This window comes from Paraburkholderia sp. DHOC27, from assembly GCF_003429005.1.
Lineage (GTDB): Bacteria > Pseudomonadota > Gammaproteobacteria > Burkholderiales > Burkholderiaceae > Paraburkholderia.
The window spans coordinates 85472-112250 of the sequence record NZ_QVQV01000001.1; the positions used below are offsets into that span (position 1 = coordinate 85472).

25 protein-coding genes are annotated in these 26779 nt (G+C 61.7%); 19 read left to right on the forward strand and 6 right to left on the reverse strand.

All coding sequences use genetic code 11. The features are described from left to right. Positions 1–13: 13 nt before the first annotated feature. The 6 genes from tssM to D0B32_RS00345 all read left to right on the forward strand — a co-directional run bounded on the left by tssM (position 14) and on the right by D0B32_RS00345 (position 9782). Positions 14–3649: a type VI secretion system membrane subunit TssM gene (tssM, locus tag D0B32_RS00320; protein WP_117331701.1), complete on the forward strand. Its 3636-nt coding sequence runs from the start codon at positions 14–16 to the stop codon at positions 3647–3649. Further along, positions 3631–4449: a type VI secretion system-associated protein TagF gene (gene tagF, locus D0B32_RS00325; RefSeq protein ID WP_259294834.1), complete on the forward strand. Its 819-nt coding sequence runs from the start codon at positions 3631–3633 to the stop codon at positions 4447–4449. The genes tssM and tagF overlap by 19 nt, the downstream gene beginning before the upstream one ends. After that, positions 4446–6440, forward strand: a complete 1995-nt coding sequence (locus D0B32_RS00330; protein WP_117331703.1) for a serine/threonine-protein kinase — start codon at positions 4446–4448, stop codon at positions 6438–6440. Before tagF ends, D0B32_RS00330 begins: the two co-directional genes overlap by 4 nt. 64 nt (positions 6441–6504) lie before the next feature. Beyond that, on the forward strand, positions 6505–8397 hold the full coding sequence (locus D0B32_RS00335) for a murein transglycosylase A (RefSeq protein WP_259294835.1): 1893 nt from the start codon (positions 6505–6507) through the stop codon (positions 8395–8397). A 96-nt stretch (positions 8398–8493) separates the two neighbouring features. Further along, positions 8494–9249 (forward strand): glycosyltransferase family 2 protein, encoded by a 756-nt coding sequence (locus tag D0B32_RS00340; protein WP_117331704.1) that lies wholly within the window; start codon positions 8494–8496, stop codon positions 9247–9249. Positions 9250–9548: 299 nt separating this feature from the next. Continuing rightward, positions 9549–9782 (forward strand): hypothetical protein, encoded by a 234-nt coding sequence (locus D0B32_RS00345; protein WP_117331705.1) that lies wholly within the window; start codon positions 9549–9551, stop codon positions 9780–9782. A 799-nt stretch (positions 9783–10581) separates the two neighbouring features. Here the strand turns inward: D0B32_RS00345 and D0B32_RS00350 are convergent. Beyond that, complete coding sequence (locus tag D0B32_RS00350) at positions 10582–11568, reverse strand: hypothetical protein (protein ID WP_117331706.1); 987 nt, start codon at positions 11566–11568, stop codon at positions 10582–10584. 22 nt (positions 11569–11590) lie between these two features. Here D0B32_RS00350 and D0B32_RS32155 point away from each other — a divergent pair, with 22 nt between their 5' ends. The 7 genes from D0B32_RS32155 (at position 11591) to D0B32_RS00380 (ending at position 18617) form a co-directional block, all read left to right on the forward strand. Beyond that, positions 11591–11869, forward strand: coding sequence for a hypothetical protein (locus tag D0B32_RS32155; RefSeq protein WP_147329457.1), 279 nt, complete (start codon positions 11591–11593; stop codon positions 11867–11869). A gap of 80 nt (positions 11870–11949) precedes the next feature. Beyond that, on the forward strand, positions 11950–12600 hold the full coding sequence (locus D0B32_RS00355) for a hypothetical protein (protein ID WP_117331707.1): 651 nt from the start codon (positions 11950–11952) through the stop codon (positions 12598–12600). Between the two features lie 191 nt (positions 12601–12791). Continuing rightward, complete coding sequence (locus D0B32_RS00360; RefSeq protein WP_117331708.1) at positions 12792–13592, forward strand: SDR family oxidoreductase; 801 nt, start codon at positions 12792–12794, stop codon at positions 13590–13592. After that, positions 13585–15456 (forward strand): glycoside hydrolase family 15 protein, encoded by a 1872-nt coding sequence (locus tag D0B32_RS00365; protein ID WP_220444888.1) that lies wholly within the window; start codon positions 13585–13587, stop codon positions 15454–15456. The genes D0B32_RS00360 and D0B32_RS00365 overlap by 8 nt, the downstream gene beginning before the upstream one ends. 183 nt (positions 15457–15639) lie before the next feature. Further along, positions 15640–16665 (forward strand): SGNH/GDSL hydrolase family protein, encoded by a 1026-nt coding sequence (locus tag D0B32_RS00370; RefSeq protein ID WP_117331709.1) that lies wholly within the window; start codon positions 15640–15642, stop codon positions 16663–16665. Positions 16666–16871: 206 nt separating this feature from the next. Beyond that, positions 16872–17354 carry a DUF2844 domain-containing protein gene (locus D0B32_RS00375; protein WP_117331710.1) on the forward strand — a complete coding sequence of 161 codons (483 nt, stop codon included), beginning with the start codon at positions 16872–16874 and terminating at the stop codon, positions 17352–17354. Between the two features lie 9 nt (positions 17355–17363). Then, positions 17364–18617: a DUF3443 domain-containing protein gene (locus D0B32_RS00380; protein ID WP_117331711.1), complete on the forward strand. Its 1254-nt coding sequence runs from the start codon at positions 17364–17366 to the stop codon at positions 18615–18617. 90 nt (positions 18618–18707) lie between these two features. Here D0B32_RS00380 and D0B32_RS00385 read toward each other — a convergent pair whose 3' ends face one another. The 3 genes from D0B32_RS00385 to D0B32_RS00395 form a co-directional block, all read right to left on the reverse strand. After that, positions 18708–19148 carry an ester cyclase gene (locus D0B32_RS00385; protein WP_117331712.1) on the reverse strand — a complete coding sequence of 147 codons (441 nt, stop codon included), beginning with the start codon at positions 19146–19148 and terminating at the stop codon, positions 18708–18710. A 204-nt stretch (positions 19149–19352) separates the two neighbouring features. Next, positions 19353–20117, reverse strand: coding sequence for a ParA family protein (locus tag D0B32_RS00390; RefSeq protein WP_117331713.1), 765 nt, complete (start codon positions 20115–20117; stop codon positions 19353–19355). Between the two features lie 172 nt (positions 20118–20289). After that, positions 20290–20487: a DUF2934 domain-containing protein gene (locus D0B32_RS00395; protein WP_117331714.1), complete on the reverse strand. Its 198-nt coding sequence runs from the start codon at positions 20485–20487 to the stop codon at positions 20290–20292. Positions 20488–20577: 90 nt separating this feature from the next. Between D0B32_RS00395 and D0B32_RS00400 the strand changes: the two genes are divergently transcribed. Together D0B32_RS00400 and D0B32_RS00405 are read left to right on the forward strand one after the other, a co-directional pair. Beyond that, positions 20578–20847, forward strand: a complete 270-nt coding sequence (locus D0B32_RS00400) for a hypothetical protein (protein ID WP_259294836.1) — start codon at positions 20578–20580, stop codon at positions 20845–20847. 14 nt (positions 20848–20861) lie between these two features. After that, on the forward strand, positions 20862–21113 hold the full coding sequence (locus D0B32_RS00405; RefSeq protein ID WP_117333390.1) for a hypothetical protein: 252 nt from the start codon (positions 20862–20864) through the stop codon (positions 21111–21113). 31 nt (positions 21114–21144) lie between these two features. Here D0B32_RS00405 and D0B32_RS00410 read toward each other — a convergent pair whose 3' ends face one another. Then, entirely contained in the window at positions 21145–21795 is a 651-nt protein-coding gene (locus tag D0B32_RS00410; RefSeq protein ID WP_117331715.1) for a hypothetical protein, read from the reverse strand. 52 nt (positions 21796–21847) lie between these two features. After that, entirely contained in the window at positions 21848–22636 is a 789-nt protein-coding gene (locus D0B32_RS00415; RefSeq protein ID WP_117331716.1) for a GntR family transcriptional regulator, read from the reverse strand. A 130-nt stretch (positions 22637–22766) separates the two neighbouring features. On the opposite strand from D0B32_RS00415, the gene D0B32_RS00420 reads away from it, so the two are divergent. The 4 genes from D0B32_RS00420 to D0B32_RS00435 are packed head-to-tail and all read left to right on the forward strand — an operon-like array spanning position 22767 to position 26770. Further along, positions 22767–23552 carry an SDR family NAD(P)-dependent oxidoreductase gene (locus D0B32_RS00420; RefSeq protein ID WP_220444889.1) on the forward strand — a complete coding sequence of 262 codons (786 nt, stop codon included), beginning with the start codon at positions 22767–22769 and terminating at the stop codon, positions 23550–23552. A gap of 17 nt (positions 23553–23569) precedes the next feature. Beyond that, positions 23570–24787: an AGE family epimerase/isomerase gene (locus tag D0B32_RS00425; protein WP_117331718.1), complete on the forward strand. Its 1218-nt coding sequence runs from the start codon at positions 23570–23572 to the stop codon at positions 24785–24787. Positions 24788–24790: 3 nt separating this feature from the next. Next, positions 24791–25936, forward strand: coding sequence for a galactonate dehydratase (dgoD, locus tag D0B32_RS00430; RefSeq protein WP_117331719.1), 1146 nt, complete (start codon positions 24791–24793; stop codon positions 25934–25936). A gap of 48 nt (positions 25937–25984) precedes the next feature. Beyond that, positions 25985–26770 (forward strand): ATP-binding cassette domain-containing protein, encoded by a 786-nt coding sequence (locus D0B32_RS00435; RefSeq protein ID WP_117331720.1) that lies wholly within the window; start codon positions 25985–25987, stop codon positions 26768–26770. The last annotated feature ends 9 nt before the right edge of the window (positions 26771–26779 follow it).

The window sequence follows — 26779 nt, forward strand, 5'->3', positions numbered from 1 at the left end:
TGGACATGTGAGCATGAAGAAAATTCTGTCACTGGTGTTTCATCCCATTCTGTTGCTGATCATCGGTTTACTGATGGTGGCAGCGATTATCTGGATCATCGGGCCGCTCGTTTCCATTGCACACAGCTATCCGCTGGAGTCGGAAAGCGCGCGGCTGATTGCGATCGGCTGCGTCGTCTTGCTGTTGATCCTGCGGCGGCTGTTCGCCGCGTGGCAGGCACGTCATAAACAGACGGCACTGGTCGACGCACTGGCGGCGCGCCCAACTCCATCACGAGAAAGCCCGGCAGGCCCCGGCGATGCCGAAGTCGCCACGCTGAACGAGCGCTTCGACGAAGCGCTCACGGTATTGCGCGAGGCGCGCGTGGCGTCGTCCGGCAAAAAACCTGGCTGGCACGACTGGCTCTCGTTGTCGTCGCGGCAATATCTCTATCAACTGCCGTGGTACATGTTTATCGGCGCGCCCGGCTCAGGAAAGACCACGGCGCTCATCCACTCCGGCCTGAGCTTTCCGCTCGCCGACCGGCTCGGCACGGAGCGCATCCGCGGCGTGGGCGGCACGCGCAATTGCGACTGGTGGTTCACCGACGAGGCCGTGCTGATCGACACGGCCGGCCGCTACACCACCCACGAAAGCGATCGCGATGCGGATCGCGCCGCGTGGCAGGGCTTTCTCGGCTTGCTCAAGAAAACGCGGCCACGTCAGCCTGTCAATGGTGTCCTGCTGACGGTGAGCGTGGCCGATCTGCTTGGCGCAACGCCCGAGGCCATCGCCGAGATGGGTGCTGCAATGCGCGCCCGCATCCGTGAGTTGACTGAACAGTTCGGCACGCGCGTACCGCTCTATCTGCTCGTGACCAAGGCCGATTTGCTCGCCGGCTTCACCGAATATTTCGCCGATCTGAGCAAGGAGGAACGCGCCCAGGTGTTCGGCTTCACGCTGCCGTACCCGCCCGATGCGTCCAGTACGCCCAATGCCGCTGATCTGACCAAAGCCTTCGACACACGTGTGAGCGACGAACTCGATGCGCTGCAGGTGCGTCTCGTCGGCCGTCTGCCGGAGCGTTTGCATGCGGAAACAGGCTTGGCGCAGCGCGCGGCATTGCTCGGCTTTCCGCAGCAGTTCGCCACGCTCAAGCCGCTACTGACGGAATTTCTGCGTGCCACGTTCATGACCTCACGCCATGACGAGACACCGTTGCTACGCGGTGTCTATTTGACGAGTGGCACGCAGGAAGGTACGCCCGTCGATCGCGTGATGGGTGTGATTTCGCGCGCCTTTGGGATTGAACGCAACATTCAGGCACCACGTGTAGCGAGCGGGCGTAGTTACTTCATCGAGCGGTTACTGAACGACGTCGTGTTTGCCGAACAGGGGCTGGCCGGTTCGAATCTCGCATGGGCGCGACGCCGTCATCTAACGCGGCTGGCTGCATACGCGGTGATTGCAGTGATCGCCGCTTGCATGCTCGCGCTGTGGACCAGCAGCTATTTGCGCAACCGCGCGTATGTGGAGAATGTTGCGCAAGCCGCGCACGCGGCGCAGGCAAGCGCAGCCGGAACCAGTGCCGCGAATGCGAGCCTGGTGGCGCTGCTGCCGCTGCTTTCCTCGGTGCGCAATCTGGCCTCGACACCGCAGATCGACGCCGCGCATCCACCGCTCGCCATGCAAAGCGGCCTGTGGCAAGGGCGCAAACTCGATGCCGGCGCCGACGCAGCCTATCAGCGCCTGCTCAACGATCTGTTCTTGCCGAAGCTCGCGGCTCGCATCGAAGAACAGGCGCGCAGCGCGAATGCCGCCAATGCCGGCTACGCCTATGAAGCACTCAAGGCGTATCTGATGATCAACCAACCAGAGCATCAGGACCCCGACGCGCTGAAGGCATGGATTCTCACCGACTGGGACCGCACGCTGCCACGCGAAGTAGGCAACGACCAGCGCGCGGCATTGAGCGCCCATCTCGATGCGCTGCTCGCGCGCGGCGCGGTGCATTCGAATCTACCATTCGATGCGAGCCTCGTCACGCAACTGCGCAACATGCTCGCGACCAATCCACTCGCGCAACGCATCTATGGACGGCTCAAACAGCAAGGCGTGGGCGCGGACTTTCCGGACTTCACCGTGGCGCGCGCGGCCGGCCCCAATGCCTCCATCGTATTCGTGCGCACGAGCGGTGCGCCGCTCACGCAAGGTGTGCCCGGCCTTTACTCGTTCGACGGCTACCATCAGGCGTTTCTCAAGGCGATTGATTCGGTGGCCGCGCAACTCGCGGCAGAAGAACCGTGGGTGCTCGGCATCCAGGATCAAAGCGGTCTGCCGCGCGGCGATCCGGCGGCCATGCTGCGTCTGACCGAAGACGTGCGGTTGCTTTACCTGCAGGATTACGCGCGGATCTGGAGCGCGTTTCTCGACGATATCCGCATCGTGCACGCGACCACACTCACCCAGGCGACGCAGATTGCACGGATTCTCTCCGCCCCCGATTCACCGCTGGTGGCGCTGGCCCGCGCGGCGTCACGCGAAACGACGCTCGCGTCGAAACCCGAGAGCGAAGCGAGCGTGGTCGACAAGGCCAACGACAAGCTCACCGCCGCGCGCGACAAGCTGCTGAAAATCATCGGTGGCCCGGACCCGACGAAGGTCGCACCTGTCGCGCCCGGCGCGCAACTGGAGAGCATCGTCGACGATCGCTTCACCGCGCTGCGTGCACTGGTCGCGAGCGCCGGAGGTCAGCCTGCGCCGATCATGCAGACCGTTGGCCTCATCAGCGACATGTACGTCTATCTGAATGCCACCGATCAGGCGCTGCAACAGAAAACCGCGCCGCCGCCCTCGGACGTGCCGGCCAAGTTGCGCGCGCAAGCCGACCGTATGCCCGAGCCGATTCGCTCGGCGCTCGTGGATCTCGGCAGCGAAGGCGCCGTGCAAACGCAGGAAGCGCAGCGCGCCAATCTGTCAGCGGATCTCAAGGAATCCATCTCGTCATTTTGCAATCGTGCCGTGACGGGCCGTTATCCGTTCAACCAGAGTTCACCGAACGACGTGCCGCCGGAGGATTTCGGCGCGCTATTCGCACCCGGTGGCAAATTCGACGCTTTCTTCCAGAAGAACCTGGCGGCCAACGTCGACATGTCGACGAAACCTTGGGCCTTCAAAAGGGTCGACGAGTCGCAGACGCAAATCAGTCCGGCCGGCCTCGCGCAGTTCGAACGCGCGGCGACGATCCGCGATGTGTTTTTCCAGGGTGGCAAGGGTCCGGCGCTGACGTTGCAATTCAAGCCGGTGGAGATGGACCCGTCCATCCTCCAGTTCGTGCTCGATGTGGACGGCCAGGTTCTCACGTATGCGCATGGCCCGCAAATGGCCACCACGATTCAATGGCCCGGTACGCGCGGCAGTGGCCGTGTGAGCCTGCAATTGACGCCGCCGCCTGGCAGCGACGCCGGCAACCTCGTTTTCGAAGGCCCGTGGGCCCTCTTTCGCATGTTCGATCAGCTCGATATCGAAGCCACGGATCAGCCCGAACGCTTCTTCGTGACTTTCAATGTGGAAGGCCGCAAGGCCCGCTTCGAAGTCACTGCCAACAGCGTGCAGAATCCGTTCCGGCTAGCCGATTTGCGCAGCTTCGCGTGTCCGTCGCAGCTATGAGCGAACCCGTCGTGCCCACTCCCGAACAGGCCGAAGCCGCCGCGCCGCGCGTGGCGGGCTGGTACGGCAAGCTGCCCTCGCTCGGCGACTTCGTGACGCGGCGTTTGCCCGATGAGTTCGTGCAGCCGTGGGACGCATGGCTATGCGCGCGGCTCCTCGACGTGCAACAGGCGTTGGGCGAGCGCTGGCTTTCGATGTATCTCTCGTGTCCGGTGTGGCGCTTCTTTGCCATGCCCGGCGCGCTTGGTGAAGCACAACGGGAGTGCTGGACGGGTGTGTTGATGGCGTCGGTGGATCGCGTGGGGCGGCATTTTCCGTTGACGATCGCCACCGCGTTACCGGCCGCGCCCGCGACCAGTGCGGAGATTGATATTGTCTGGCAGTGGCTCTCGGATATCGAAGGCGTCGCGCTCGCCGCGCTCGATTTCGAACACACCGTGAGCCAGCTCGATCAAGCGTTGGCTACATTGCCGCTCATCTTGTCATCTGAATTCGTCATGCGTGATGTTCAGGATAGCCAGGCAGTCAAATCGGAGCCGTGGGTAGTGACTTGCGACGGCAGCTTTGCCGAGCAGCTTGCCCGCTCCCTGGCGTCCGAGTGGCAAACGCCTGCCCAGGGAATGAGCCTCTGGAGTGCTGCGTTTAACGAAAGCAGTGATTTGCCAGGAGACGCCGAGGCTCACGACACGGGCGCCGACGCAGACAAGGCTTCATCGGCACGCGTCTTTCGTGTATGGGCCGCCTCGGGATTGCCAGACGACGCGCTATTCACCGCCATGCTCGCGAACCAGACGCCATGAGCGATTCCAGCAACGTCCCGCGGCAACCCGAGGGTGCCGCAGAAGCGGACCGCACCGTGATTGTCAGCATCACACGCGACGCGAACGACACCTCCCGTCCGGTGACGCAAGCGGCCTCGCTGACCGGCGGCCACAACACCTTGTCGCAAGGCACACTGCTCGGCGAGTTCGAGATCGTGGGCCTGATCGGGGAAGGCGGCTTCGGCATTGTGTATCTGGCCTACGATACCTCGCTCGGGCGGCACGTGGCGCTCAAGGAATACATGCCCTCCGCGCTCGCGGCGCGCGTCAACGCCACCGAAGTGCAGGTCAAATCCGAACGTCACGAGGGCACGTTTCGCGCGGGGTTGAAGAGCTTTATCAACGAAGCACGTATTCTCGCGCAGTTCGATCATCATTCGCTCGTCAAGGTGTATCGCTTCTGGGAGGCGAACGGCACGGCCTACATGGTGATGCCCTACTACAAGGGCATCACGCTCAAGGACGCCCTCAAGGCGCGCAGCGCACCGCCCGATGAACGATGGCTGCGCGCGCTGCTCGCGCCGTTACTCGACGCGCTCGCCGTATTGCATGCGTCGAACTGTTATCACCGCGACGTCGCGCCCGACAACATCATTCTGCTCGAAGGCAGCGGCCGCCCCGTGCTGCTCGACTTCGGCGCGGCCCGCCGCGTGATTGGCGACATGACGCAGGCGCTAACGGTGATACTCAAGCCAGGCTACGCGCCGCTCGAACAATATGCGGAGGTCCCTTCGCTCAGACAAGGCGCGTGGAGCGACGGCTACGCGCTGGCGGCGGTGATTTACTTTGCGATTCTCGGCAAGACGCCACCGCCTTCCGTGGGCCGCATGGTCAGCGACAGTTATCAATCGCTCGCCACCCTTGCTGATGGACGCTACCCCGCGCACTTTTTGCGTGCGGTCGATCATGCGCTCGCGGTGATGCCGAACGACCGGCCGCAAACCATGCAGCAGTTCGCGGATGAACTCGGCATCGCAATGGGCGAGCCGCAGCGGGACGTAGTGTTAGAGGCGCAGTCAGGGAAGGCGCGCGTGGAGGCGGATCGCGCGCAAGGTGCGGCGCGTGCGAGTCACACGGGACGCAAGCGCAATGTGTGGACCGGCGTAGGTATTGCCGCGCTCGTGTTGGCCGCAGCGGCTGCTGTCGGTATCTGGTGGTTTGGGGAAAACGGCGGTACGTCGAGTTTCAGGGCGATGCTTTCGTCGACGCATCGCGGTGCTGTATCCACGACGACGCCCGGCATGGCGAACGGCAGTAGCGAAGCGGTTGCGGACCGAACCGGAAAGGCGGTTGACGGTGCCGCTTCAAGCGCCGCTGAAAGTGTGGCGGACACGCATGCGACGGGCGGGACGATCGGCGCTATGAGCGCGGGCAGTGCATCCGTTGCGGCATCCTCCGCTTCCGCGCCAGCCGGCGCCACGATCGCCGCCGTGCCGTTGCCGCCGTACACGCCGTCTGGAGAACTGGAGCGCATCGCGGCGCTTGCCGATCCCGACATCGCGGTCAACGTCACCCTGCCGGTGAATCGCGCCCTCACTGAAGGCGAAAGTCTGAGTTTCACCTTGACGAGCAATCATGCAGGGTACGTCTACGTGTTTCTGGTCGATCCGGCCAACCAGTACACCATGCTCTTTCCAAACGAGTTCGACAAAAACATACAGATTGCGGCTGGCCAGGCGCTTTCCCTTCCGCGTACGGGCTTCGCGCTGGAAGCGGGCAGACCGTTTGGGGACAACCACTTCGTCGCCATCGTCTCGCTGGCGCCGCGTGATTTTTCCCGTCTCGGCATGACCTCCAATTCGAACTATGCGCTGCTTCCATCTGCTGCTCAAAAAGCCGCTGCCGCGCGTCGCACGGCGACCTCGTCACCGTTCGTCGGCGTGCCGAAATGCAGTGACGCAAGCACGCCATGCCCGCAACAATACGGTGCTGCGGCCTTCAAAATCGAGGTCGTGAGATCGTCTAGGTAGCGGGGCCGCCCGGTGCGCAGGCATGGTTGAACGGGGCGCACGCGGCCGCAGCACGAGGACCATCATGCCCACTACCCAGACCGCGCCGCACGCTTCGCTGCGGATCGCCGCCCTGTGCACGCCTTGTACAGCCGTCTCCGGCATGCTGTGCCTCGCGCTGGCGGGATGCGGCAGCACGCCGCCGCAATCCGCAAACCAGCCGGCCACGGACACCAGTGCAGTCCAGGGCGAGATGAGTGTGCCGACGCTCACACCCGCAGTTGGCGCCGACGCCGGCGTGAAGTACCCGCTACCCGCTGCCCCTTCGCCGGATGTGGCGAGCACCGCGGCGCCTTTTGCGACCCGCAATGCCATCTATCAACCTGTGCGCTTTGCCGATCTGCCGGGCTGGAGTCACGACGACGTCCAGCAATCGTGGGATGCGTTTCAGCACAGTTGCACGGCACTCGCTACGAGACCCGGATGGTCGGGACCCTGCTCCGCCGCACGCTCGGTCGACGCAGGCAACGCGACTGCGGTAAGGCAGTTTTTCGAGCGCAATTTCACGGCTTATCAGATCCGCAATGTAGACAGGACCCCGAACGGTTTGATGACTGGCTACTACGAGCCTACGCTCAATGGCAGTCGCAAGCGCAGCGGGCCGTATGTGTACCCGGTATATGGCGTGCCGCGCGATATGCTGTTTCTCGATCAGCGACGTCTTCCGGCTGGCGCACGTAGCGGGCCGATCGCTGCGCGCATCGAAGGCCGCACGGTGATTCCACTCACTACCGTCTCCACCGGAAGTCTGAACGAGGTGTACGCACTGGAGCTGGGTGACAGCGTGCCCGATATCCGCGACAAGAAGCTGCGTCTGCGACTTTCCGGCAACAAGATCGTCCCCTACTACTCGCGAGCCGAAATAGAACGGGGCCATTTGAACGCGCCGATTCTCGCGTATGTCGACGATCCCGCCATGCTGTATTCGATGCAGTTGCAGGGCGCGGGCCGCATCCGTCTGCCGGACGGCGCCACGCTGCGTCTCGCGTACGCCGAGCAAAACGGCATGGCGTTCAATCCGCCGCTGGCGAGCGCGAATGCCAAAGGCCGCAAGATACTGGTGCGCGGCGTCGAGCTGGATGTCGAGGAAGGCGAGGCGATGAGCGATACCGGCAGCGATATGGGTGGTGCGGGAGGTGTAGGTGGTGTGGGTGGCCCGGCGAACGCGAGCACGGGCGAAGACGGAGCGCCGCCGTTATCGCCGTTGCTGCGCGGCGCGGATTCGGCCGCCGCTGAAACGCAAACTGCCCAGACGCAGGAGAGTGCCAACGAACCCGCCTCACAGGCCACGCGAGGGTTCAATCTGATCAAGCTTGCACCGCCTGCCGTGCACCCGGCTCGGGCGAACACGCCTCAGGCGGCGCAGTCGACTCCGCCCGCGGCGACCTCGGGCACGCAGCCCCACAACTCGCAAGCTACAGCGGATAACGACGCGCCGTCGTCATTGTCGGGCAAACCCATCAATTATCTGTTCGCCACATCGGATCCGAGCTACGTGTTCTTCAAGACGATTCCCGACTCGACCAACGGACCGATCGGTGCGCTCGGGGTGCCGCTCTCGGCAGGACGTTCGGCGGCCATTGATCCACGCACCACGCCGCTTGGCGCACCCGTGTTCGTCAGCACCAGTGAAAGCGCATCCGGGACCGTGCCGATGTCGCGCCTCGTGATGGCGCAGGATGCGGGTGGCGCGATTCGCGGTGCCGTGCGCGTGGATTTCTTCTTTGGCTCGGGTGCGCAGGCACAGGCGCAGGCCAGCAAGGTTCGGCAACCCGCGCAGATGTGGGTGCTGCTGCCGAATGGCCTGAAGATCGCGGCGCGTGACTCGGCCGTACGTGTACGTGGCGGTGCACCGATTGCGCCGCAGACCGATTGCCTGATCAGTGATCCTGAATTGTGCGTCGACAATGGGCCTTGAAGTTCAGGTGGTTTTAACCAGGCCGCCAAACCTGCACATTCGAGCAACTGGACTGCCCAATTTCGATGACGCATCACCACGAGCGACACCTACCTCATGAGCGAACTCAAGGTTCTGATTGGCCTGCCGACCTATAACGATCAGGTGCATGTCAACTTCGCGATGGCATTGGTGAACGCGACGCGTGCGCTCAGCGACGCGGGGGTGAAGTTCCAGATGATGCATGTGAGTTCGTCGTTGATCGCGCGGGCACGCAATCTCTTTGCGAACTACGTGCTGGAACATGCCGAGTTTACGCACCTGCTGTTTCTCGACACCGACATGTATTTCCTGGCGGATGCCATTACGAAGTTGCTGGCGGCGAACCGCGACGTAGCAGGCGTGGCGTATCCCTACCGGCAGATCAATTTGAACCGCCGCATCGAGTCCGATGACAAGGGGCTGTCACTGCGCGAGTGGCTGGAGAAGCATGCGGACTATACCGTACGGGTTAAAGGCGATCCGCGCGGCCGCGCGCAGGTCGTGGATGGCCTCGTCGAGGCCGAACATGTTGGAACAGGGATCATGCTGATCCGGCGCGACGTCCTCGAAAAGACGATCCCGTTCGCCCAGTGCTTCTTGCCGCCCGAGCAATATCTCACCTTGATTTCGAGCGGCCGATTTTATGGCTTGTTCGACACATTCGACGACAACGGTGCTTACCTTTCAGAAGACTTATCGTTTTGCCGACGAGCGCGTTTGGCTGGCTGCACGATCTGGGCCCTGGTGGATCAGACCGTCGTGCACTACGGCGCATCGGAAGTGGCCGGCCAATATCTACGAGCGCTGCAATTGCGCGGCAACTTCGCTTAAAAAGCAGGGGATGTCGTGGTGTTTTTGTTATTTTGCCTGGCAGCAGCGTTGTCACTGCGTCCGGCGATCATGCCGCTGTCATGGTGGTTTCTGGACCAGACGAAAGCCAAAGTGCGCGTTGCAACGTAAGCTTCCTGAATGCTGACGCAGCGGGTTGCGCCGTTTGTTGAATGCGAATTGCCCGTTTCGCTGAGGTGTTTTTGCGAGACATGCTAGGATTTTTCCCGACGCGTTGGGGCGATTCGGATTGTGTCCTGACGGTTGGGTAATTTTTATTTTGTAGTGTGTCTGGAGGGTTTGTGGCAATTCAGCATCGTGGGTTTCGGGTGGACGTGAATGTGGCGCCGGATGAACTTGGCGTGCAGTGGATATGCAAAGCGGTGATCGAGCGTATTGATGGGGATACGACGGGGGAAGTGCCCGTTGGGCCGGAACTCGCGATTCCTCGCGTGAAGATTGATCCGCTTATGGCGATTAGTTCGCTTGAGCAGCGGGCTGTTGTGGTGATTGATGAGTTTTTTGAGCGGAAATAGAGGGGGGGGTTTTGCCGTACGGCGTAGGGTTTTTGTTTTTGCTCGCGCTGTTGGTTTCGCCCTGCGGGGTTGGCCTTTCCTTGTTTTGTCTTTGGTCTATTGGCGTGGCCCCTCCGCAGGGCGGCGCCTACTTCCTTGGCCTCTCCTTGATTTCTTAGTGGTCTATTCGTGTTGCCCCTGTGCGGGGCGGCACTCACTTTCTTTGCCGCCGCAAAGAAAGTAAGCAAAGAAAGCGGGCTCACACCGCCAGCCCGTAGGTGTCTCCCCCACCGCTCTTGCGGTATTGGTCCGAAACGAGATGATCTCTCGCATCTCCCACGTTCGTGACACAGCGCTCATCCACCCCACTCCGCACTCCGTGCGTCGCGGTTCGGTATACAGGTGAAGGCGAGGACGTGGCTTTGTCAGTGCCGCGCAAGATAGATTAGGATTCCAACAGAGTTGGCGGGAGAGTTCACGGAACGCCGTTTGCCCCAACGACGGAGCGCGCAGCGCGACGCGGAGCGGATGACTGCCTGGTCACGGGAGGGAGTGGTGCGAGGGATCGTCTCGTCTCGGACCAATGCCGGGTGAGCGACGAGGGAGACACCTACTGGCTGGCGGTGTGAGCCCGCTTTCTTTTGCCTACTTTTCTTTGCGGCCGGCAAAGAAAAGTAGGTGCCGCCCCGCACAGGGGCAACACAAATAGACCAATAAGAAATCAAGGATAGGCCAAAACCAAAAAAAACAAGAAAAGGCCAACACCGAAGGCAAATCACCCAGCGCCGCAGGCCAAACCCCAAAAACCAAAAACCAAACCTTAAGTCCCAATAACAGCCTTCAAACTATCCACCGCTTCGGTATAACTCCCAACCTGCCCATTGGCACTAACAGAAATAGCAACACTGGTAGCACCCGCCGGCGTAATCGTCTCGACGGCATTATCCGAGGTCAACTGGATCTCCCCTGCTTCCAGATTGCCATCGCTCACCACCACAGGCGTCGGTGTCGTCACATCAAACGCGATCACTGCATCGCTCGCCTGCACATTGATCGACGCGCTCGTCGATACCGTATCGCTCGTCGGGTCCGTGCCATGCACGCGCGAATACGCCAACGAACTAACCGTAATCGTGCCGGTAACATTCCCCGACGCGGCGGCCTTCGTCACCGCGAGCGTCACGGTCGGTGCGCTCGCTGTCGTTGTCGTCGTGCCCGTCGTGGCGTCGTAACTCATCGTGAACGTCACCGTGCCGTTCAACACCGTTGTGCCATTCGATGACGTCAGCGTCACGGCGTTAGCGGTCTCGACTGCGGTGTATGACCAGTCCGCCGTAGTACTGCCTACCTTGCCCTGTGCGCTCTGCACCTGCACCGTTACCGAGCCCGTAATCGCGGCCGACGCCGATACGCCCGGCGCACTCACCTGTCCCACGCACTGGTTGAAACCCACCGTCGCGCTTTCGCCGCTCTGCAAGCCTGCACTGCCCGCGCTCTGCGCGGCGATGCTGATCGAGCCGCTGGTCGGGCACACCTTCGTGCTGTTCGCTGCATCCGAGGTCACGCCGGTCAGCAACGATTGCACCACCGAGGTGTAAATCGTCGCCACACCCGGGCCCGACAGAATGCCGACTGCGCCCGCATATTTCGCCACCGGTTCGCTTTGCACGGCGGTAGAAAGCTTCAAGACATTCGAACTCGCGTTGCTGCTTGCCGACCCGCCACCACCGCCACACGCTCCTAACACTGCCGTTGCCGCAATCAGCGCCACTGCGCCGAATGAACGTGACGTTCGATACAAAGACATGCCTGCTCCACGCTAGAAAAGATTGGGACGTGTACATCGCCACGCCATTGATAACGAAGCGCGCTGCGCCTCCTGCATCGGCCGTTCCGTCCGTCATGCCGGTTTCTGTATCACCCGGACGGTGCCTGTCGTGCGATGCATTATCAAAGCGCGAGACCACAATCAATTACTCGAACAAGCTGCTAAAAACCGGCCATATCGCAATGAGAAAAAAGCGCCAAACGCCGGTTTGGCAAAAATTGCGGGTATTTTCTTCTGTTTTCGCGAATTTCTGATTCTTGAGCGCGAACTGCATGCGTAACTGCCTCCTAATCCGCTGATTGAACCCGTCACTTAAACCGTAAAGTCAGCTCCGCGGAATGACCCTTACGGAGAAGGTGCGTGAATCAGGCAAGACATGCGGCGCTCGCCGCAGCAATCGCGTTGTTCGCGGCAAGCGCCGGCGCGCAGGAAGTGTATGTTCAGGGCGGCTCGCTCGGTGCCGGCATTGGCGCGTCGATGCCGCTCAACTCATGGGCCGGCGTGCACGCTGAACTCGAAGGCTTCGGTCTGTCCCACAACGTGAATGTGGACGGCAATCAATACGACGGCCGGCTGACGCTGCTGCAAGGCGGTCTCTACCTCGATCTGTTTCCATTCAAATCGAGCGGCTTTCGCGTGACGACCGGCGTGTTGATCAACGGCGATCATCTGGACGCTGACGCGGTGCCGAATGCGGACGGCAACTACAAGATCGGCAGCTCCTATGTGCCGGCTGTGGGCCCTGCGCCCAGCGCCGAAGCGTCGCTGCCGCACGCCATGCCGTACCTCGGCATTGGCTACGGACACAAGCCGGTGTCGAAAGGCTTCGGCCTGACCTTCGACCTGGGTGTGGCGTATGGCCGTCCGCGCGTTTCCTATAATGTGCCGGAGATCTACACGCTCTTCACGACGCAGGCCAATATCGACCAGGAAGAGCAGAACATCACCAACAAGGTCAATCGCTACCGGGTCTATCCGGTTGCGCAGATCGGCGTGACGTATCGGTTTTAAGCCGGTTCAAGTTGACTTAAAGGCGGCTCGAGGAAACGTCTAGCAACGCTTCTAAAGCGCCGTTGAATGACAACGAAGGGGCGGGCACGTGGATTGCGGCAGGCAACAGCCTGCCCTCTTCATACTGATCGTGCTGATTGTGCTGATCGCGTCGATGGCGGGCATACGTTAAGTATCCGGCCGGAGACCCCATGCCCCTCTCTCTTCGTGACCAGGTCGCGATTGTCACCGGTGCCAGTTCCGGCATCGGACTTGGCGTGGCTAAAGCGCTAGCGGAAGCTGGCGCATCGGTCGTCGTCAACTATCACTCACAGCCCGAGCCCGCAGAGGCGCTGGTCAAACAGATCAGCGAAGCCGGCGGCCAGGCGCTTGCGGTCAAAGCCGACGTTTCCGTCGAGGCCGACGTCGATGCACTGTTCGAAGCGTGTCGCAAACGTTTCACCAGCGTCGATATTGTCGTCGCCAATTCCGGCGTGCAAAAAGATCACCCGTTTGTAGACATGCCGCTAGACGACTGGCGCCGCGTGCTTGACATCAATCTCACCGGGCAATTCATCACAGCGCAGCGCGCAGTGCGCGAATTCATCAGGCGCGGTCCACGGCCGGTTTCAAAAGCCTTGGGCAAGCTGATCCTGATGAGTTCGGTCCACGATCTGATTCCGTGGGCCGGACACGTGAACTATGCCGCGTCCAAAGGCGGCATTCAGATGATGATGAAATCGCTCGCGCAAGAGGTCGCGCCACAGCGCATTCGCGTCAATGCCATCGCGCCCGGTGCAATCAAGACGCCCATCAATCGTGCCGCCTGGGACACGCCAGCGGCCCTCGAAAAGCTGCTGAAGCTGATTCCATACGGACGGATCGGCGAGCCCGACGACATCGGCAAAGCGGCTGTGTGGCTCGCCTCCGACGAGAGCGATTACGTCACCGGTACGACGCTCTACGTGGATGGCGGCATGACCCTCTATCCGGAGTTTGCCGACAATGGGTGATCGCCAGCGCGTGCGCGCAACGAAGACTGAACTGCCCATCGATGCCCGCGGCATTGTGGGCAATATGAAAACGACGGCCCTCGTGTCGCTGGAAGGGACCGTGGACTTCATGTGCTTTCCGCGCGTCGACTCGCCCACGGTGTTCGCCGGTCTGCTTGATGCCGAGCGCGGCGGCGCCTTCGCCATACGTCCCGCGTCCGACGAATTCAACGTCAAGCAGATGTACATTCCCGAGACCAACATTCTGCTCACGCGCTTCATGACCCCCGATGGCGTCTGCGAATTGCTCGACCTGATGCCGGTGCGAGGCGACACCAGCGGCGAGGCAAGCGGCGAAGTGGCTGAAGGCGAGGCCTCGCTGCCCAACTGTCTGGTGCGCTTCGTGCGCATGGTGCACGGCTCCATGTCCCTGCGCATGCATTGCGCACCTCGCTTCGACTACGCCCGCGCCACGCACAGCGCTGCGTCGACGGACGAGCACACCGTCGAATTCACCGCTGAAAAAAACGGTGTACCGCTGCAACTGCAATCCACCGTCACGCTCTCGATTAAAGACGGCTGCGCCGAGGCGCAATTCGAATTGCAATGCAAGGAGTCCGCGAGTTTCGTGTTCGGCGCCGCCGAGGAGATGCGTGGCCATCGCATGGACTGTCACCTGGTCTACGATGAAACCGTGCGCTTCTGGCAGAGCTGGGCGTCCCGCTCGATTTACCGCGGACGGTATCGCGAAGTCGTCATGCGCTCGGCGCTCACGCTCAAGCTGCTGAGTTCGAGCGAGCACGGCGCCATCGTCGCTGCGCCGACCTTCGGGCTTGCCGAAGCACTGGATGGATCGCGCCGCTGGGACTATCGCTATGCGTGGATTCGCGATGCCGCGTTTTCTGTGTACGCGCTGCTGCGGCTTGGCTACACCTCGGAAGCGCGGCACTTCATCAAGTGGATTGCCGCGCGCAATCAACGCTGCCATTCAGACGGCTCGCTGCACGTGATGTATGCGGTGGACGGCGAACCGCCGCCGGAAGAGATGGAACTGGAAACGCTGCCCGGCTCCTTGCAGGGTACGCCGCTCGTCGGCAACGGCGCACGCGATCAGACCCAGCTCGACGTGTACGGCGCCTTGCTCGATGCGCTCTATCTGTACAACAAGTACGGTTCCGCCGTGCCGTACGAGGGATGGCGGCACGTCACGCAAACCGTCAACTACGTGGTCGAACATTGGCGCGATCCGGATCAGGGCATATGGGAACTGCGCAACGGCGCGCGGCCGTTGCTGCACTCGCGGTTGATGTGTTGGGTCACGCTGGATAGGGCGCTGCGCCTCGCGGAAAAGCGTTCGCTGCCTGCGCCGTTTTCAGCGTGGTTTGGCGTACGCGATGAGATCTATCACGACATCCACGAAAATTTCTGGAACGACGAGCTGCAATCGTTCGTGCAGACGCCGGACTCGGACACGCTCGATGCGTCCGTATTGATGATGCCGCTCGTGCGCTTTATCGGCGCCACCGATCCGCGTTTTCTCGGCACGCTGGACGCCATTGGGCGTGAGCTGCGCGTCGATCCTCTGATCTTCCGCTATACGCGCGGCTCGGAACTGGATGGTCTGCCTGGTATCGAGGGCGGCTTTAGCGCGTGTTCGTTCTGGTACGCCGAAGCGCTCGCGCGGGCAGGCCGCGTCGACGAAGGCCGGCTCGTGTTCGACAAGATGCTCGAATACGCCAACCATCTAGGGCTTTTCTCCGAGGAAGTGGCGACGACCGGCGAGGCACTGGGCAATTTCCCGCAAGCGCTCACGCATCTTGCGCTGATCAGCGCGGCGTATCAGCTCGACCGCAGCCTCGACAAAGTGCACGTCCCCTGGACCTAAAGCGGCTTTGCTCACGCATTGCGTGGCAAGAACGCTCTCGCATCTTCGCCTCGTTTCTCACCCATCCTCACAACGCCTTACGGCGCACGTTTTTTGCTTACACGGATAGCACATCGGGAAGATGTACTTTCCATAAACACACAAAAGGCCGCACATTAGTCGGCTGGCCAAGGAGCAGACGTCATGCGAGGAAAAATCAACACGGTCCGCACTGCAATTTTTGCCGTGACTATCACCCTGCTTTCAGCATGCGGCGGACATGGAGGCGGTTCCAGCAATAGCGGCAGTTCGACTGCCACGCCGGCGGGCGGCGTGAATCTGCAAATCGTTTCGTTTGGCGACAGCCTCTCCGACGTTGGCACCTACGCACCTATCGCGAGCGCAGTGGGTGGCGGCCGGTTCACGACGAACCCGGGGCAGGTCTGGACGCAGAACGTCGCGCAATACTACGGTGACACGCTAAACGCAGCCTTTACCATCGACCTCACGCACGAACTGAAAGCGCAAAACGGTTTCGGCTACGCAGAAGGTGGCTCGACCGTCGCCACGCCGGCTAACCAGAGCGACTTCCTCACCGATGTCATCGGCAATGTGGAGATGCCTGTGAATCAGCAGGTATCCAGCTACCTGAGCGCGCATGGCAGCTTCAACTCGGGTCAACTGGTGCTGGTCTGGGCCGGCGCCAACGACGTGCTGCGCGCCGGCGCGCTGCCTGCCGCCGCAACCACCGTTGAAACAGCTGCGACCACGCTCGCGCAACTCGTCACGCAGATCGTGCAGAACGGCGCCGCGCATGTGGTGGTCGTCAATCTGCCGAACATCGGCCTGTCGCCTGACGGCCTCTCGCAGCCGGACGGCGGCGCGACCTTCACGCAGTTGTCGCAACTGTTCAACAGCACCTTGACGTCCGCATTGCAGACCGATGGCGTGCAAAGCAAGGTCATCCAGGTCGACGCCTATACGTGGTTGAACGGGATCATTGCGAACTATCAGGCGAACGGCTTCACCGTATCGAATACAGGCCAGGCGTGCGACCCGTCGAAAACGCCGGACAACACCTCGTTGCTCTGCTCGCCGTCCACGTATGTGAGTTCGAACGCGGACCAGACCTATATGTTCGCCGACGACCTGCATCCCACCACGCATCTGCATGCGTTGTTTGCGCAGTACGTGGAGCAGCAGATTGCTGCCAGCGGCTTGGGCCACTGATCCAGACCACAGACAGGTTGCCGGGCAAGCTTGAACGCCCGGCAACCTCGCTGCTGAAGCACTGAACGCGCGATCAGAAATAAAAAATCCGCGCATGCCCCTAAATATTTCCTGAATATTTCCGATGTACAGAGGACTGGCACATTTCGCGCCCGTCGCGCCTGCGGCCGCCTGCTGCAGTCGTACAAGCTGCAAACCATACCAACATGACCGTACAAAGCCGTTTATATCAGGCGCTGCAGACCACAGCGCTCGGCACCGTGCTTGCGCTGTCCATTGCTTCCGCGGCACACGCGGCACTGGGCGGATCGAGCGCCACCGTGGCAAATGACCAGATTCGCATGAACGCGACCCGCGCGACTCACTCGGACACCGGCTACACCGTCCATGAGATGACGTTGCCGCGTGGGACGCTGGTGCGTGAATACGTGGCACCTTCCGGCGTGGTATTCGGCGTGGCCTGGCAAGGTCCCTCGATGCCCGATCTGCAAGGGCTGCTCGGCGCTTATACCGGCGAGGCGAGTGCCGGCGTGAAGGCATTTCGCGAGGCGCATGGGGGCATTGGGCCCGTCAGCGTGCAGACCACGGACTTCGTGATGAGCGCGGGTGGCCACATGGGCCACTACGTGGGCCACGCCTACCTCCCCGCCGCACTGCCGGCCGGCGTCACCGCACAAGACATCCAGTAAGGAAACTTCATGCGTAAATTCACTATCGCGGCCGTGTGGTGCCTGAGCGTTGCACTTGCCGCATGCGGCGGCGGGGGCGGCGGCTCCAGCGATTCGGGCACGGCGGCGTCCTCGGGCACCTCGAGCGGTTCGCAGAACTCGTCGACATCCACGCCCACCACGCCGACGCCTGTCCAGAACACGATGAATGTCACCGTGGGTCCCAACACGTTCAGTGTCGCGAATCTGCTGACCGCGTCCGTGACGATCTGTGTGCCTGGCACGTCGAACTGCCAGACCATCAACAACGTCCAGGTGGATACGGGCTCGTTCGGTCTGCGCCTGATTGCGTCCGCCGTGACGCTGCCGCTGCCCAAGGTAACGGCCGCCGTGGGCGGCACGCTCGCCACCTGCGCGGTGTTCGGCACGGGCACGACCTATGGCAGCGTCGCCAAAGCCGACATCAAGCTCGGGGGTGAAGTGGCCGCGAGCGCGCCGGTGCAGATTGTCGCGGACCCGTCTGTCGGCGCGTCACCCGCTGACTGTTCGAGTCAGGGCGTCCAGGACCTCAACACGGCCAAGCTGCTGGGATCGAATGGCATTCTCGGCATCGGACTGGAAGCTGCGGACTGCGGCCCCGGCTGCGTGGCGAAGTCGTATTCCGCGCAAACGCCGTATTACGGCTGCACGTCCGCCACTTCCTGCGTGCCGACCACGGTGGCGCTTGCTGACCAGATCACCAATCCGGTGAGCATGTTCGCCACTGACAACAACGGCGTGATGATCCAGTTGCCCACTGTGCCGGCCAGCGGTTTGCAAACGGTCAACGGCACGCTCACGTTCGGGATCGGCACGCAGAGCGACAACGCGCTGGTATCCGCCACGGTCTACACGGTCAGCCCTTCGACGGGCAGTCTGACGACGCAGTACAAGGGCACGAACTACACGTGGTCGTTCCTCGATAGCGGCTCGAACGGTCTGTTCTTTGAAGACCTGAGCATCAATCAGTGCGGCGGCAATGCGTCGACGTTCTTCTGCCCGAGCGCCAGCACGAGCCTCTCCGCACTCGTGACGGGTGCGAACGGCAACAACACGTCGATCGACTTCAACGTGGGCAATGCCCTCACGATGATCAATAGCGGCGCCTACGCAATGAACGATCTCGCGGCGTACTCGAACGGTCTGTTCGATTGGGGTTTGCCGTTCTTCTACGGTCGCACCATCTATACCGCTATCAACGGCAAGTCCACGCCGGGCGGCAATGGTCCGTACTTCGCGTTCTAGAGGTTTCTCCACGCAGGTGGCCAGCGCATTGCCTGATGACATGCGTTGGCCACCCGGCAGGCACGCTAACACTTAACGGGTGGCGAAGAATCAATCGCCCGGCAGGCTCTGCGGATACGCACCGATCTGTTTGAACACCGACAACCAGTCTTCGATGTGCCAGGTTTTGGCGACCACGCCATCGCGTATCTGATGAAATGAATGGATCGCGAAGTGCAGCGGTTTGGCAGTGGGATCGATGCCCAGCAGCCTGCCCGACTGCGTCCCGCTGACTTCCGCGCGCACGGCGACCCGATCGCCATGAATGAGCACATCAAGCAACTTTATGGACATATCGGGCAGCGCGGATTCGATCCGTTTGAAGGCGGCGATCATCTGATCCGGTCCCGGCACGGCGCCCGGCGGCTCCGGGATGTACTCCCAGTCTGCCGCCACCACCTCGCGTAACAGCTCGACGCTCTTGCGCGAAAACGCCTCGTAAAAGCGACCGATCAACTCGCGGGTTGCCTGCTCATCCAAAACGGTGCTCATGGTCACGCCTCCGGGCGACAAGGGTATCGTTCGATTAAGACCTGCGTAACAGGCGCGCGGCGGCGCCTGCCGCCTGTCATTTCTCGTTTTTCATTTCTCGCTTCTCATTTCTCACAAGATAACGCAACTCGGCCCTTTGCGTCATGGCGGTGTGACCCTGCATCAGCGGCAACGCGGTGCGGCTCGAAGTTCGCGGCTACTACCTCATTCGCACAACTCACCATACAGCGCTCGATACTCCTGCGAAAGCTTGTGCCCTGGATCGAGGTGAATGAGGGGTCTTGCCTGCTGATGCGATTCACGAATCTTCACTGACGAAGACAGTCGCGCGGCCAGCACCGGCAAACCTTCGCCGATGAGTTCATCCACCAGCTTTTGCGGCAAACTCGCACGCGGCTGAAACTGGTTGATGACGATCCCCTCCACTTCCAGCGAAACATTGTGATCCTGCTGGATCTCCTTCACGTTTTCCAGCAACGTGTACAGCGCGCGACGGGAGAAATCGTCGCAATCGAACGGGATCAGGCAGCGCTCAGCCGCGATGAGCGCGGAGCGCGTGTAGAAATTCAGCGCAGGCGGGGTGTCGATATAGACTTCATCGTACATATCGAGCTCATTGAGCGCGTCACGCAACTTGTAGATCTTGTAGCGCGATTCCAGCTTGCCATGCAGCGTGTCCAGATCGGCATGCGCGGGCATCACGTCGAGATTTTCAAATGGCGACGCGTGAATGAACGAGGTCACTTCAATGGGCTTGAAACTGAACGTGAGCGCAGTTTCAAAGAAGCCCGCCACCGTGGGATTGGCCTCGCTGACCTGCGCGCCGAGCAGATACTGGCTCGAATTCGCCTGAGCATCCAGGTCGATGACCAGCGTGCGCTTTCCCTCGCTGGCACTGATTGCCGCGAGATTACAGACAATGGTCGATTTACCTACGCCACCCTTCTGGTTGAATACGACGCGCCGCATGTTCTCCCCTTGGACGGAAAGCTAGCCAAAAGCGCTCAGCATACCTGAGGCAACGGTCGTGTTTCGTGACGTCAAATTGTTTTCTGGCAAAATGCTGGACCACGCCAGCGGGCGCCGAATCGGCCCTACTTTTGCCGCGTGGCACGCAGCGAGCGGGCGTCCGGCATCTCCGTTATTCTCGGGTTTGTGCCGGGTCTGACGTGGTCTCGCCGCCGTTACCCGCGCCGCTGTTACCTTCGCCGGTATTACCTGTTAGCTGCTGCTGTGCCTTCAGCCAGTACTCGTCCGAGCGGCCGTCCGGGCTGCCGTCCTTCTCCCACAGGTAAAAAGCCAGGGTCCGGATCTGTTCTTCGGTCACGGGGAAGTCCATGTGTGCCTCCAGGCGGATAACAGTGAGAAAGCGGCCCAGTTTCGCCGCTTGATATGGCGGCTTGATGTAGCAACTTAAGGTGGCTACTCGATGTGGCCACATCTCAGCAAACGCTGTGCCGCGCAACTCCCTAAAGCTTTGATCGACATGGTCGATAACTGCTTCATGGACAAACAAAAAGCGCGGGCAATCCTGGAGTCGGCAAGCGAGGCCGCAGAAGCAATCGTGACCGCGCAACTGGGACGCTTCGATATTACCGACCCAGAGTGCGGCGCGGCCTATGACCGGGTGTTGTTTCCGCTGCTCGCGGAAAACGCCCGCGATATGACGATTGCGGATTTTCTGGATTTATTAGGTTGATCGAATACGAAAGCATGAAACACTTTTTCGACAAAGCACTCGCCGCACGATATGGCTACGGCCTCGCGGTATTTATCGCCGCAGAGACTTCGGATCTGCAACGTGCCATCGACCGCACGAATGAACGTCGCGAACGCGACGGCCGCAGACTGCTCGAAGACGTGATCGTCGACGATGTCATTTCCGTCATGCGCAAACGCGGCATGCTGCCGGGACGCCAGAGCGAAGACGACTCCAACGTGACGGACGCGGGCGCCACTGGCTAAGCGGAAACGACGCGCGCGCCGGCCATTCGCTTCAGGCGCTGTTTCCCCGATTCGCTTCGCAGTCTTCCCAGTATCGCAACGGATCGCGATGCTGCGGATAGCGCGCGTCGAGCCAGGCGGATAGCCTGGCATGATCGGGATGATTCGTGCCGGTCTGCGCCGACCAGGTGGAGGACCGCTCGAGAATCTGGCCGGTTTCCCTGTCGCGCACGATCAGGCTGCCAAGGCCGCTCGTGCCATTCGACTGCGACTCCACCAGATAACGCGGCAACAGCCTGAGTTCGGCATCCTCGGCCCAGCCATATAAAGCGCGCACTACGCCGGCCGCATCGCGCAGTTCGATCGGCCCGCTCGGCGGCCGGACGGCCGACCATCCCTCGGGGAATTCGGTGACGAGTTCGTTCTTGCCTTCCCTGACCCACTTCACGCGCCACGCCTGCTCCATTGCCTCACGTACGCGCGCCGCGGATTGATAGCCGGCCGGGACTTCGAACGTTGCCGGGAGCGTGACGAGATTGTCTTTCCAGAGCTTCGTTTCGTCGTCGATGCGCTCGACCTCGTCGAACATGCCGGTGTCGAAGGGGTTTTCGGCTTTGGACGATACCTTGGCCGCGCCCGTGGGCAGGCCCTCGAACAGCCGCTCCGCATCGTGACGGGTCAGTTTGGCTTTGCCTTGTTTCATTGCGCTCTCTGCCTTGAGTGTGAACTTGCCACCCTACTCCTTTCAGCAGAGCTTACATCGCTTCCTTGAGATTGGACGGATTTTGCCGGCGATAAACCGTCGGTCTTGCGAACAGATGCGGCGCACCTTCGCGCAGCGCGGGAATCAGATGCAGTACGTCACGCATATGCACGCGCGCGGCGGCTTCGGCACGGTCGGGATGCGAGTCGATGATCGCATCGACGATCGCCGCATGCTGCTCGAGCACATTTTCAATCCGGTCATGGATAGGTAAGGTCAGGCGCCTTACACGGTCCAGATGGATCTTCGCCGACTGCACCGTCTTCCACACGTCGACGACGCCACTCAGCCTGCAAATGTCTTCGTGCATCTGCTCGTCGGCCGCATAAAACGCCTGCCAGTCTTTGGCCTTGGCAAGCGAGCGCTGGCGTTTGAGCGTGGCGCGCAGAGACTTCGCCGCCGCTTCGTTGATCAGCTCGGCGGCCCGCCGCGCAATGGCGCATTCCAGCGCTTCACGCACGAACTGCGAGCGGTGGATCGTATCCAGCCGCAACGGCGCAACGAAAGTGCCCAACTGCGGGTAGGCATCCAGCAAGCCTTCCTCTGCCAGCAACAAAAACGCCTCGCGGATCGGTGTACGGCTCAGCTGCAACGCCGCCGCCACGGCCTGCTCCGAAACAGGTTCATTGGGCATCAGGTCCAGTTCCGCAATCGCCCTTCTGAGGATCTGGTACACCTGCCCGCCCGCCTGCCGCCCCCGGTCGATTTCGACATCGCTATGCGCGAGTTTCGCCAGAAAGCCCGCTTGCCGGGCGTCGATCTGCGCGTCGTTGACATTCATGAATGCTTCTCCGTGTGGCCATGCAGCAAGACTGCGGCTCCATTCTATCGACGCGCGCAAAAAAACACTAGTATACAAGCGTACATGGTTTCGCTAAGCTAGCCTCAAGTCGAAAGAAGCGGAGATGCATGTGGATCAGGAATTCGCAAACAAGCTCGCGTTCGTCATGGGTGGAGGCTCGGGAATCGGCCTCGCCGCGGCCAGGTTGATGGCCGCGCGCGGCGCAGCGGTGGCGATTTTCAGCGACCGGGAAGACAGCATCGAAGCCGCGCGGCGCATCGGGGAAGAAACCGGCGCGCGGGCGCTGGGCTTTGTCGGCGATGGCGCCCAGGCCGCCGACGTCGAACGCGCCATCCATGCCACTGCCGCCGCCTGGGGCGGCCTCGACATCATCGTCAACTCGGCGGCAATCCACCCGTACGGCGACGCGCTTTCCACCGACGAAGCCACCTGGGACCGCACCCTCCAGGTGAATCTCAAGTCCATGTATCTCACCGCCCACACCGGCATCGGCTTCATGATCGAACGGGGCGGCGGTGCCATTGTCAACGTGGCGTCCAACCAGGGTTCCGCATGCAGCCGGAACCTCTCGGCCTACGCAACCAGCAAGGGCGCGATTCTCGCCTTCACGCGCACCCTTGCAATGGATTTCGGCGCACGCGGCATACGCGCCAATTCCGTGAGTCCGGGCCCGATCGCCACGCCCATGCTGCAGCGCGCCGCCGAATTGTTCGGCGACGGCAAGACGCTCGACGAAACCTACCGGGATTGGGGCAAGCGAGTCCCGCTACAACGCATTGGACAACCGGAGGAACTGGCCGAAGTCGTCGCCTTCCTCGCCGGCCCACGCAGCAGTTATTGCACGGGCGCCGACTTCGTTGCCGACGGCGGATTGCTGGCGAATCTCGGTTTCTAGACGACACGGGAGAATCCATGTCCAAACCGCCCGACTTCACTTCGCGCACCTGGCTGCGTGAGCACATTGCAGAGACATGGGCCTTCTACCATCCACGCGGCTTCGACGAGGCCGGTGGCTTCTACCAGTTCTTTAGCAACGAGGGCGAGATTCTCGATCGCTCCACGCGCAATCTGGTGTGCTCGTCACGCTACGTCGTCAATCAGGCGCATCTGTACCGTCTCACCGGCATGGAGCAATTCAAGGCTGCCGCGCTGCACGGGGCCCGCTTTCTGCACGAAAAACATCGCAACGCGGCAACCGGCGGCTATCGCTGGCAATTTCAGGTGCGGGGAGCGCCGACCACCGCGGATTCCGACGACAACGTCACCTACGGCATCGTATTTGTCGTGCTGGCTTACGCGCATGCCATCATGGCCGGCATCGACGAAGCGCGCGAGTGGCTGAACGAAGTCGTCGACACGCTGGAGCAGCATTTGTGGAGCCCCAACGCCGGTCTCTATGCGGACAAGGCGTCGGCCGACTGGTCGAGGGTCGATCCGTATCGCGGACAAAACTGCAATATGCACGCGTGCGAAGCCATGCTGGCCGCCTTCGAAGCCACCGGAGAAAAGCGCTATCTGGATCGTGCCGACATCATCGCACGGCGTGTGACGGTCGATCTCGCGCGGGCCAATCCTCGCAATCTGGTGTGGGAACACTACGACGAAAACTGGGTTCCTGACATGGAGTACAACCGCGATATTCATACGGATTCCTATCGACCGTGGGGCTATCTCTCCGGGCATCAGACCGAGTGGGCCAAGTTGCTGCTAATCCTGCGGCGGCATCGTCCCGAGCCGTGGCAATTGCCGCGCGCGCAGTTCCTGTTCGACGAAACCATGCACTGGGCGTGGGACGACCGCCTTGGCGGCATGTTCTATTCCTGCGCCCCCGATCGCGCCATCTACGACACGGCCAAACATCAGTGGACGCACGCAGAGACCGTGGCTGCTGCCGCGCTGCTCGCGCTCGAAACGGAAGAGACCCGCTACTGGATCATCTACAACTCGTTGTGGGACTTCATCTGGTCACACCTCGTCGATCATCGCCACGGGGCCTGGTTCCGCATGCTGGACGGCGATAACGCGCTTGCCTCGAGCGAAAAGAGCGCTCCCGAGCCGGACTATCACAACATTGGCGCATGCGTGGAAGTGCTCCTCGCATTGCAAGGCCGAGTCGCCGCGGAACACTGACCGATGCCGATCCAGATCACGCGCCTGGTACCGTACGTTTGCTATAGCCCGATCTCCGATCTGGTGTTCGTCAAGGTGGAAACAGATGAGCCCGGTCTTTACGGATGGGGCGAAGCCTCACTGCCGACCAAGCCCGAAGGCGTGGCCGGCGCGATTCGTGACCTCGAAAAACTGCTGACCGGCGCCAATCCGGAACACAACGAATGGTGCTGGCAGCGCATGTATCGCCACGCGTACTGGCGCGGCGGCCCGATCCAGACCGCCGCACTATCCGGCGTCGACATGGCGCTGTGGGACATCAAGGGCAAACTCGCCGGGCGCAGTGTCTGCGATCTGCTGGGTGGCCCCGTGCGCGAGCGCGTAAAGGCCTATGCAAATCTCGGCCTTTCCACCGACCCCGCCGAGTTTCGCCGCCGCGCGCGGGAAGCACTGGAAATGGGCTTTCGCAACGTGAAGATCTATCCGCTGCCAAACGTGGCGCAGATCGAAGGCAAACGCGTGATCAACGATGTCGTTGCATGCTGCGAAGCCGTGCGCGACGAGATTGGCGACGACTGCGACTTCGCCATCGACATGCACGGCAAACCGGGCGCGAGTCTTGCCATTGTCATCGAAGCCGCCGTGCGCCACACCGCGCCACTGTGGCTCGAAGAGCCAGTGCCGCCGGAATCGAATGCAGCGCTGGAGCGGCTCGCCCAGCAATCGCAAACGCCGCTCGCGGTCGGCGAACGGTTGTTTACGCGCTGGGCGTTTCGTGAGGTGCTGGAAAACCAGTGGGCCGGCATCATTCAACCGGATTGCGCGAACGCGGGCGGCATCACCGAAATGGCGAAAATCGCCTCCTTGGCGGAACTGTATGGTGTGGTATTCGCACCGCACAACCCCAATGGTCCGGTGCAGGCGGCGGCGAGCCTGAATCTGGCCGCGCATGCGCAGGCGTTTACCATGCTGGAAACACGGCACACCAACCTCGAATGGACAGCGCAGCTTTCCAGCTACGTGCCACACGTGGATGCCGAGGGCTTTCTCGCCATGCCGAAGGGCCCAGGGCTCGGCGTTGAACTGGACGAAGCGTTTCTCGCCGCCAACACCACCGGGCGCTGGATTCCAGAGGCATTCCGCGAAGACGGCAGCATTGCAGACTGGTAAGGAAAGCGAACCATACGACGCAGCTCCCAGGTTAACTCAGGAGAAAAGATGGCCACTCCCATGCTGCTCGAAGCACGCGGCATTACCAAGCGGTTTGGCGGGATCGAGGCGCTGCGCGGCGCCAATTTCGCCATCGGCAAGGGCGAAGTCGTCGCCTTGATGGGCGACAACGGCGCGGGCAAGAGCACGCTCGTCAAAACCCTGTGCGGGGTGTATCAGCCTGACGAAGGTCAGATCCTCTTCGACGGCGAACCCGTCACGTTGACGTCGCCCCGCCACGCTCAGGCGCTCGGCATGGAAACGGTCTATCAGGATCTCGCGATGGCGCCCGACCTCGACGCCGCCGACAACATGTTCCTCGGCCGTGAGCCGTTGCGGGCGGGTTTTCTCGGCCGTCTGGGCATCGTCGACCGCGCCTTGATGCGCGAACGCACGCGCGAGGCGCTGGCCTCGATGCAGGTCAATCTGAAGAGCACGACCGCGCCCATTGCAACCCTCTCGGGCGGCCAGCGGCAGAGCGTGGCCGTGGTGCGTGCAGTCACGTGGGCCCACAAACTGGTCGTGATGGATGAACCCACCGCCGCCCTGGGCGTCACTCAGGGCAAGGCGGTGCTCGACCTGATTCGCCGCGTCAGGGATTCCGGCCGTGCGGTGATCCTGATCAGCCACAGCGTACCGGACGTGATGGAAGTCGCGGATCGCGTCGAGGTGTTGCGCCTCGGCCAGCGCACCGCGCGGCTCACGCGCGAGGAGATGTCGATGGAGCGCATCGTCGCGGCGATCATCGGCGCCTATTCCAACGAGACCAACAAGGCGAACGAGGACCACTCATGAAGGAACGCA

What these genes read in the sequence shown, in the direction of transcription:
- tssM (WP_117331701.1), top strand. Translation starts at nt 14, where the DNA reads ATGAAGAAAATTCTGTCACTGGTGTTTCATCCCATTCTGTTGCTGATC.
- D0B32_RS00330 (WP_117331703.1), top strand. Translation starts at nt 4,446, where the DNA reads ATGAGCGATTCCAGCAACGTCCCGCGGCAACCCGAGGGTGCCGCAGAA.
- D0B32_RS00335 (WP_259294835.1), top strand. Translation starts at nt 6,505, where the DNA reads ATGCCCACTACCCAGACCGCGCCGCACGCTTCGCTGCGGATCGCCGCC.
- D0B32_RS00340 (WP_117331704.1), top strand. Translation starts at nt 8,494, where the DNA reads ATGAGCGAACTCAAGGTTCTGATTGGCCTGCCGACCTATAACGATCAG.
- D0B32_RS00350 (WP_117331706.1), bottom strand. Translation starts at nt 11,568, where the DNA reads ATGTCTTTGTATCGAACGTCACGTTCATTCGGCGCAGTGGCGCTGATT.
- D0B32_RS00360 (WP_117331708.1), top strand. Translation starts at nt 12,792, where the DNA reads ATGCCCCTCTCTCTTCGTGACCAGGTCGCGATTGTCACCGGTGCCAGT.
- D0B32_RS00365 (WP_220444888.1), top strand. Translation starts at nt 13,585, where the DNA reads ATGGGTGATCGCCAGCGCGTGCGCGCAACGAAGACTGAACTGCCCATC.
- D0B32_RS00370 (WP_117331709.1), top strand. Translation starts at nt 15,640, where the DNA reads ATGCGAGGAAAAATCAACACGGTCCGCACTGCAATTTTTGCCGTGACT.
- D0B32_RS00375 (WP_117331710.1), top strand. Translation starts at nt 16,872, where the DNA reads ATGACCGTACAAAGCCGTTTATATCAGGCGCTGCAGACCACAGCGCTC.
- D0B32_RS00380 (WP_117331711.1), top strand. Translation starts at nt 17,364, where the DNA reads ATGCGTAAATTCACTATCGCGGCCGTGTGGTGCCTGAGCGTTGCACTT.
- D0B32_RS00385 (WP_117331712.1), bottom strand. Translation starts at nt 19,148, where the DNA reads ATGAGCACCGTTTTGGATGAGCAGGCAACCCGCGAGTTGATCGGTCGC.
- D0B32_RS00390 (WP_117331713.1), bottom strand. Translation starts at nt 20,117, where the DNA reads ATGCGGCGCGTCGTATTCAACCAGAAGGGTGGCGTAGGTAAATCGACC.
- D0B32_RS00395 (WP_117331714.1), bottom strand. Translation starts at nt 20,487, where the DNA reads ATGGACTTCCCCGTGACCGAAGAACAGATCCGGACCCTGGCTTTTTAC.
- D0B32_RS00400 (WP_259294836.1), top strand. Translation starts at nt 20,578, where the DNA reads ATGTGGCCACATCTCAGCAAACGCTGTGCCGCGCAACTCCCTAAAGCT.
- D0B32_RS00405 (WP_117333390.1), top strand. Translation starts at nt 20,862, where the DNA reads ATGAAACACTTTTTCGACAAAGCACTCGCCGCACGATATGGCTACGGC.
- D0B32_RS00410 (WP_117331715.1), bottom strand. Translation starts at nt 21,795, where the DNA reads ATGAAACAAGGCAAAGCCAAACTGACCCGTCACGATGCGGAGCGGCTG.
- D0B32_RS00415 (WP_117331716.1), bottom strand. Translation starts at nt 22,636, where the DNA reads ATGAATGTCAACGACGCGCAGATCGACGCCCGGCAAGCGGGCTTTCTG.
- D0B32_RS00425 (WP_117331718.1), top strand. Translation starts at nt 23,570, where the DNA reads ATGTCCAAACCGCCCGACTTCACTTCGCGCACCTGGCTGCGTGAGCAC.
- dgoD (WP_117331719.1), top strand. Translation starts at nt 24,791, where the DNA reads ATGCCGATCCAGATCACGCGCCTGGTACCGTACGTTTGCTATAGCCCG.
- D0B32_RS00435 (WP_117331720.1), top strand. Translation starts at nt 25,985, where the DNA reads ATGGCCACTCCCATGCTGCTCGAAGCACGCGGCATTACCAAGCGGTTT.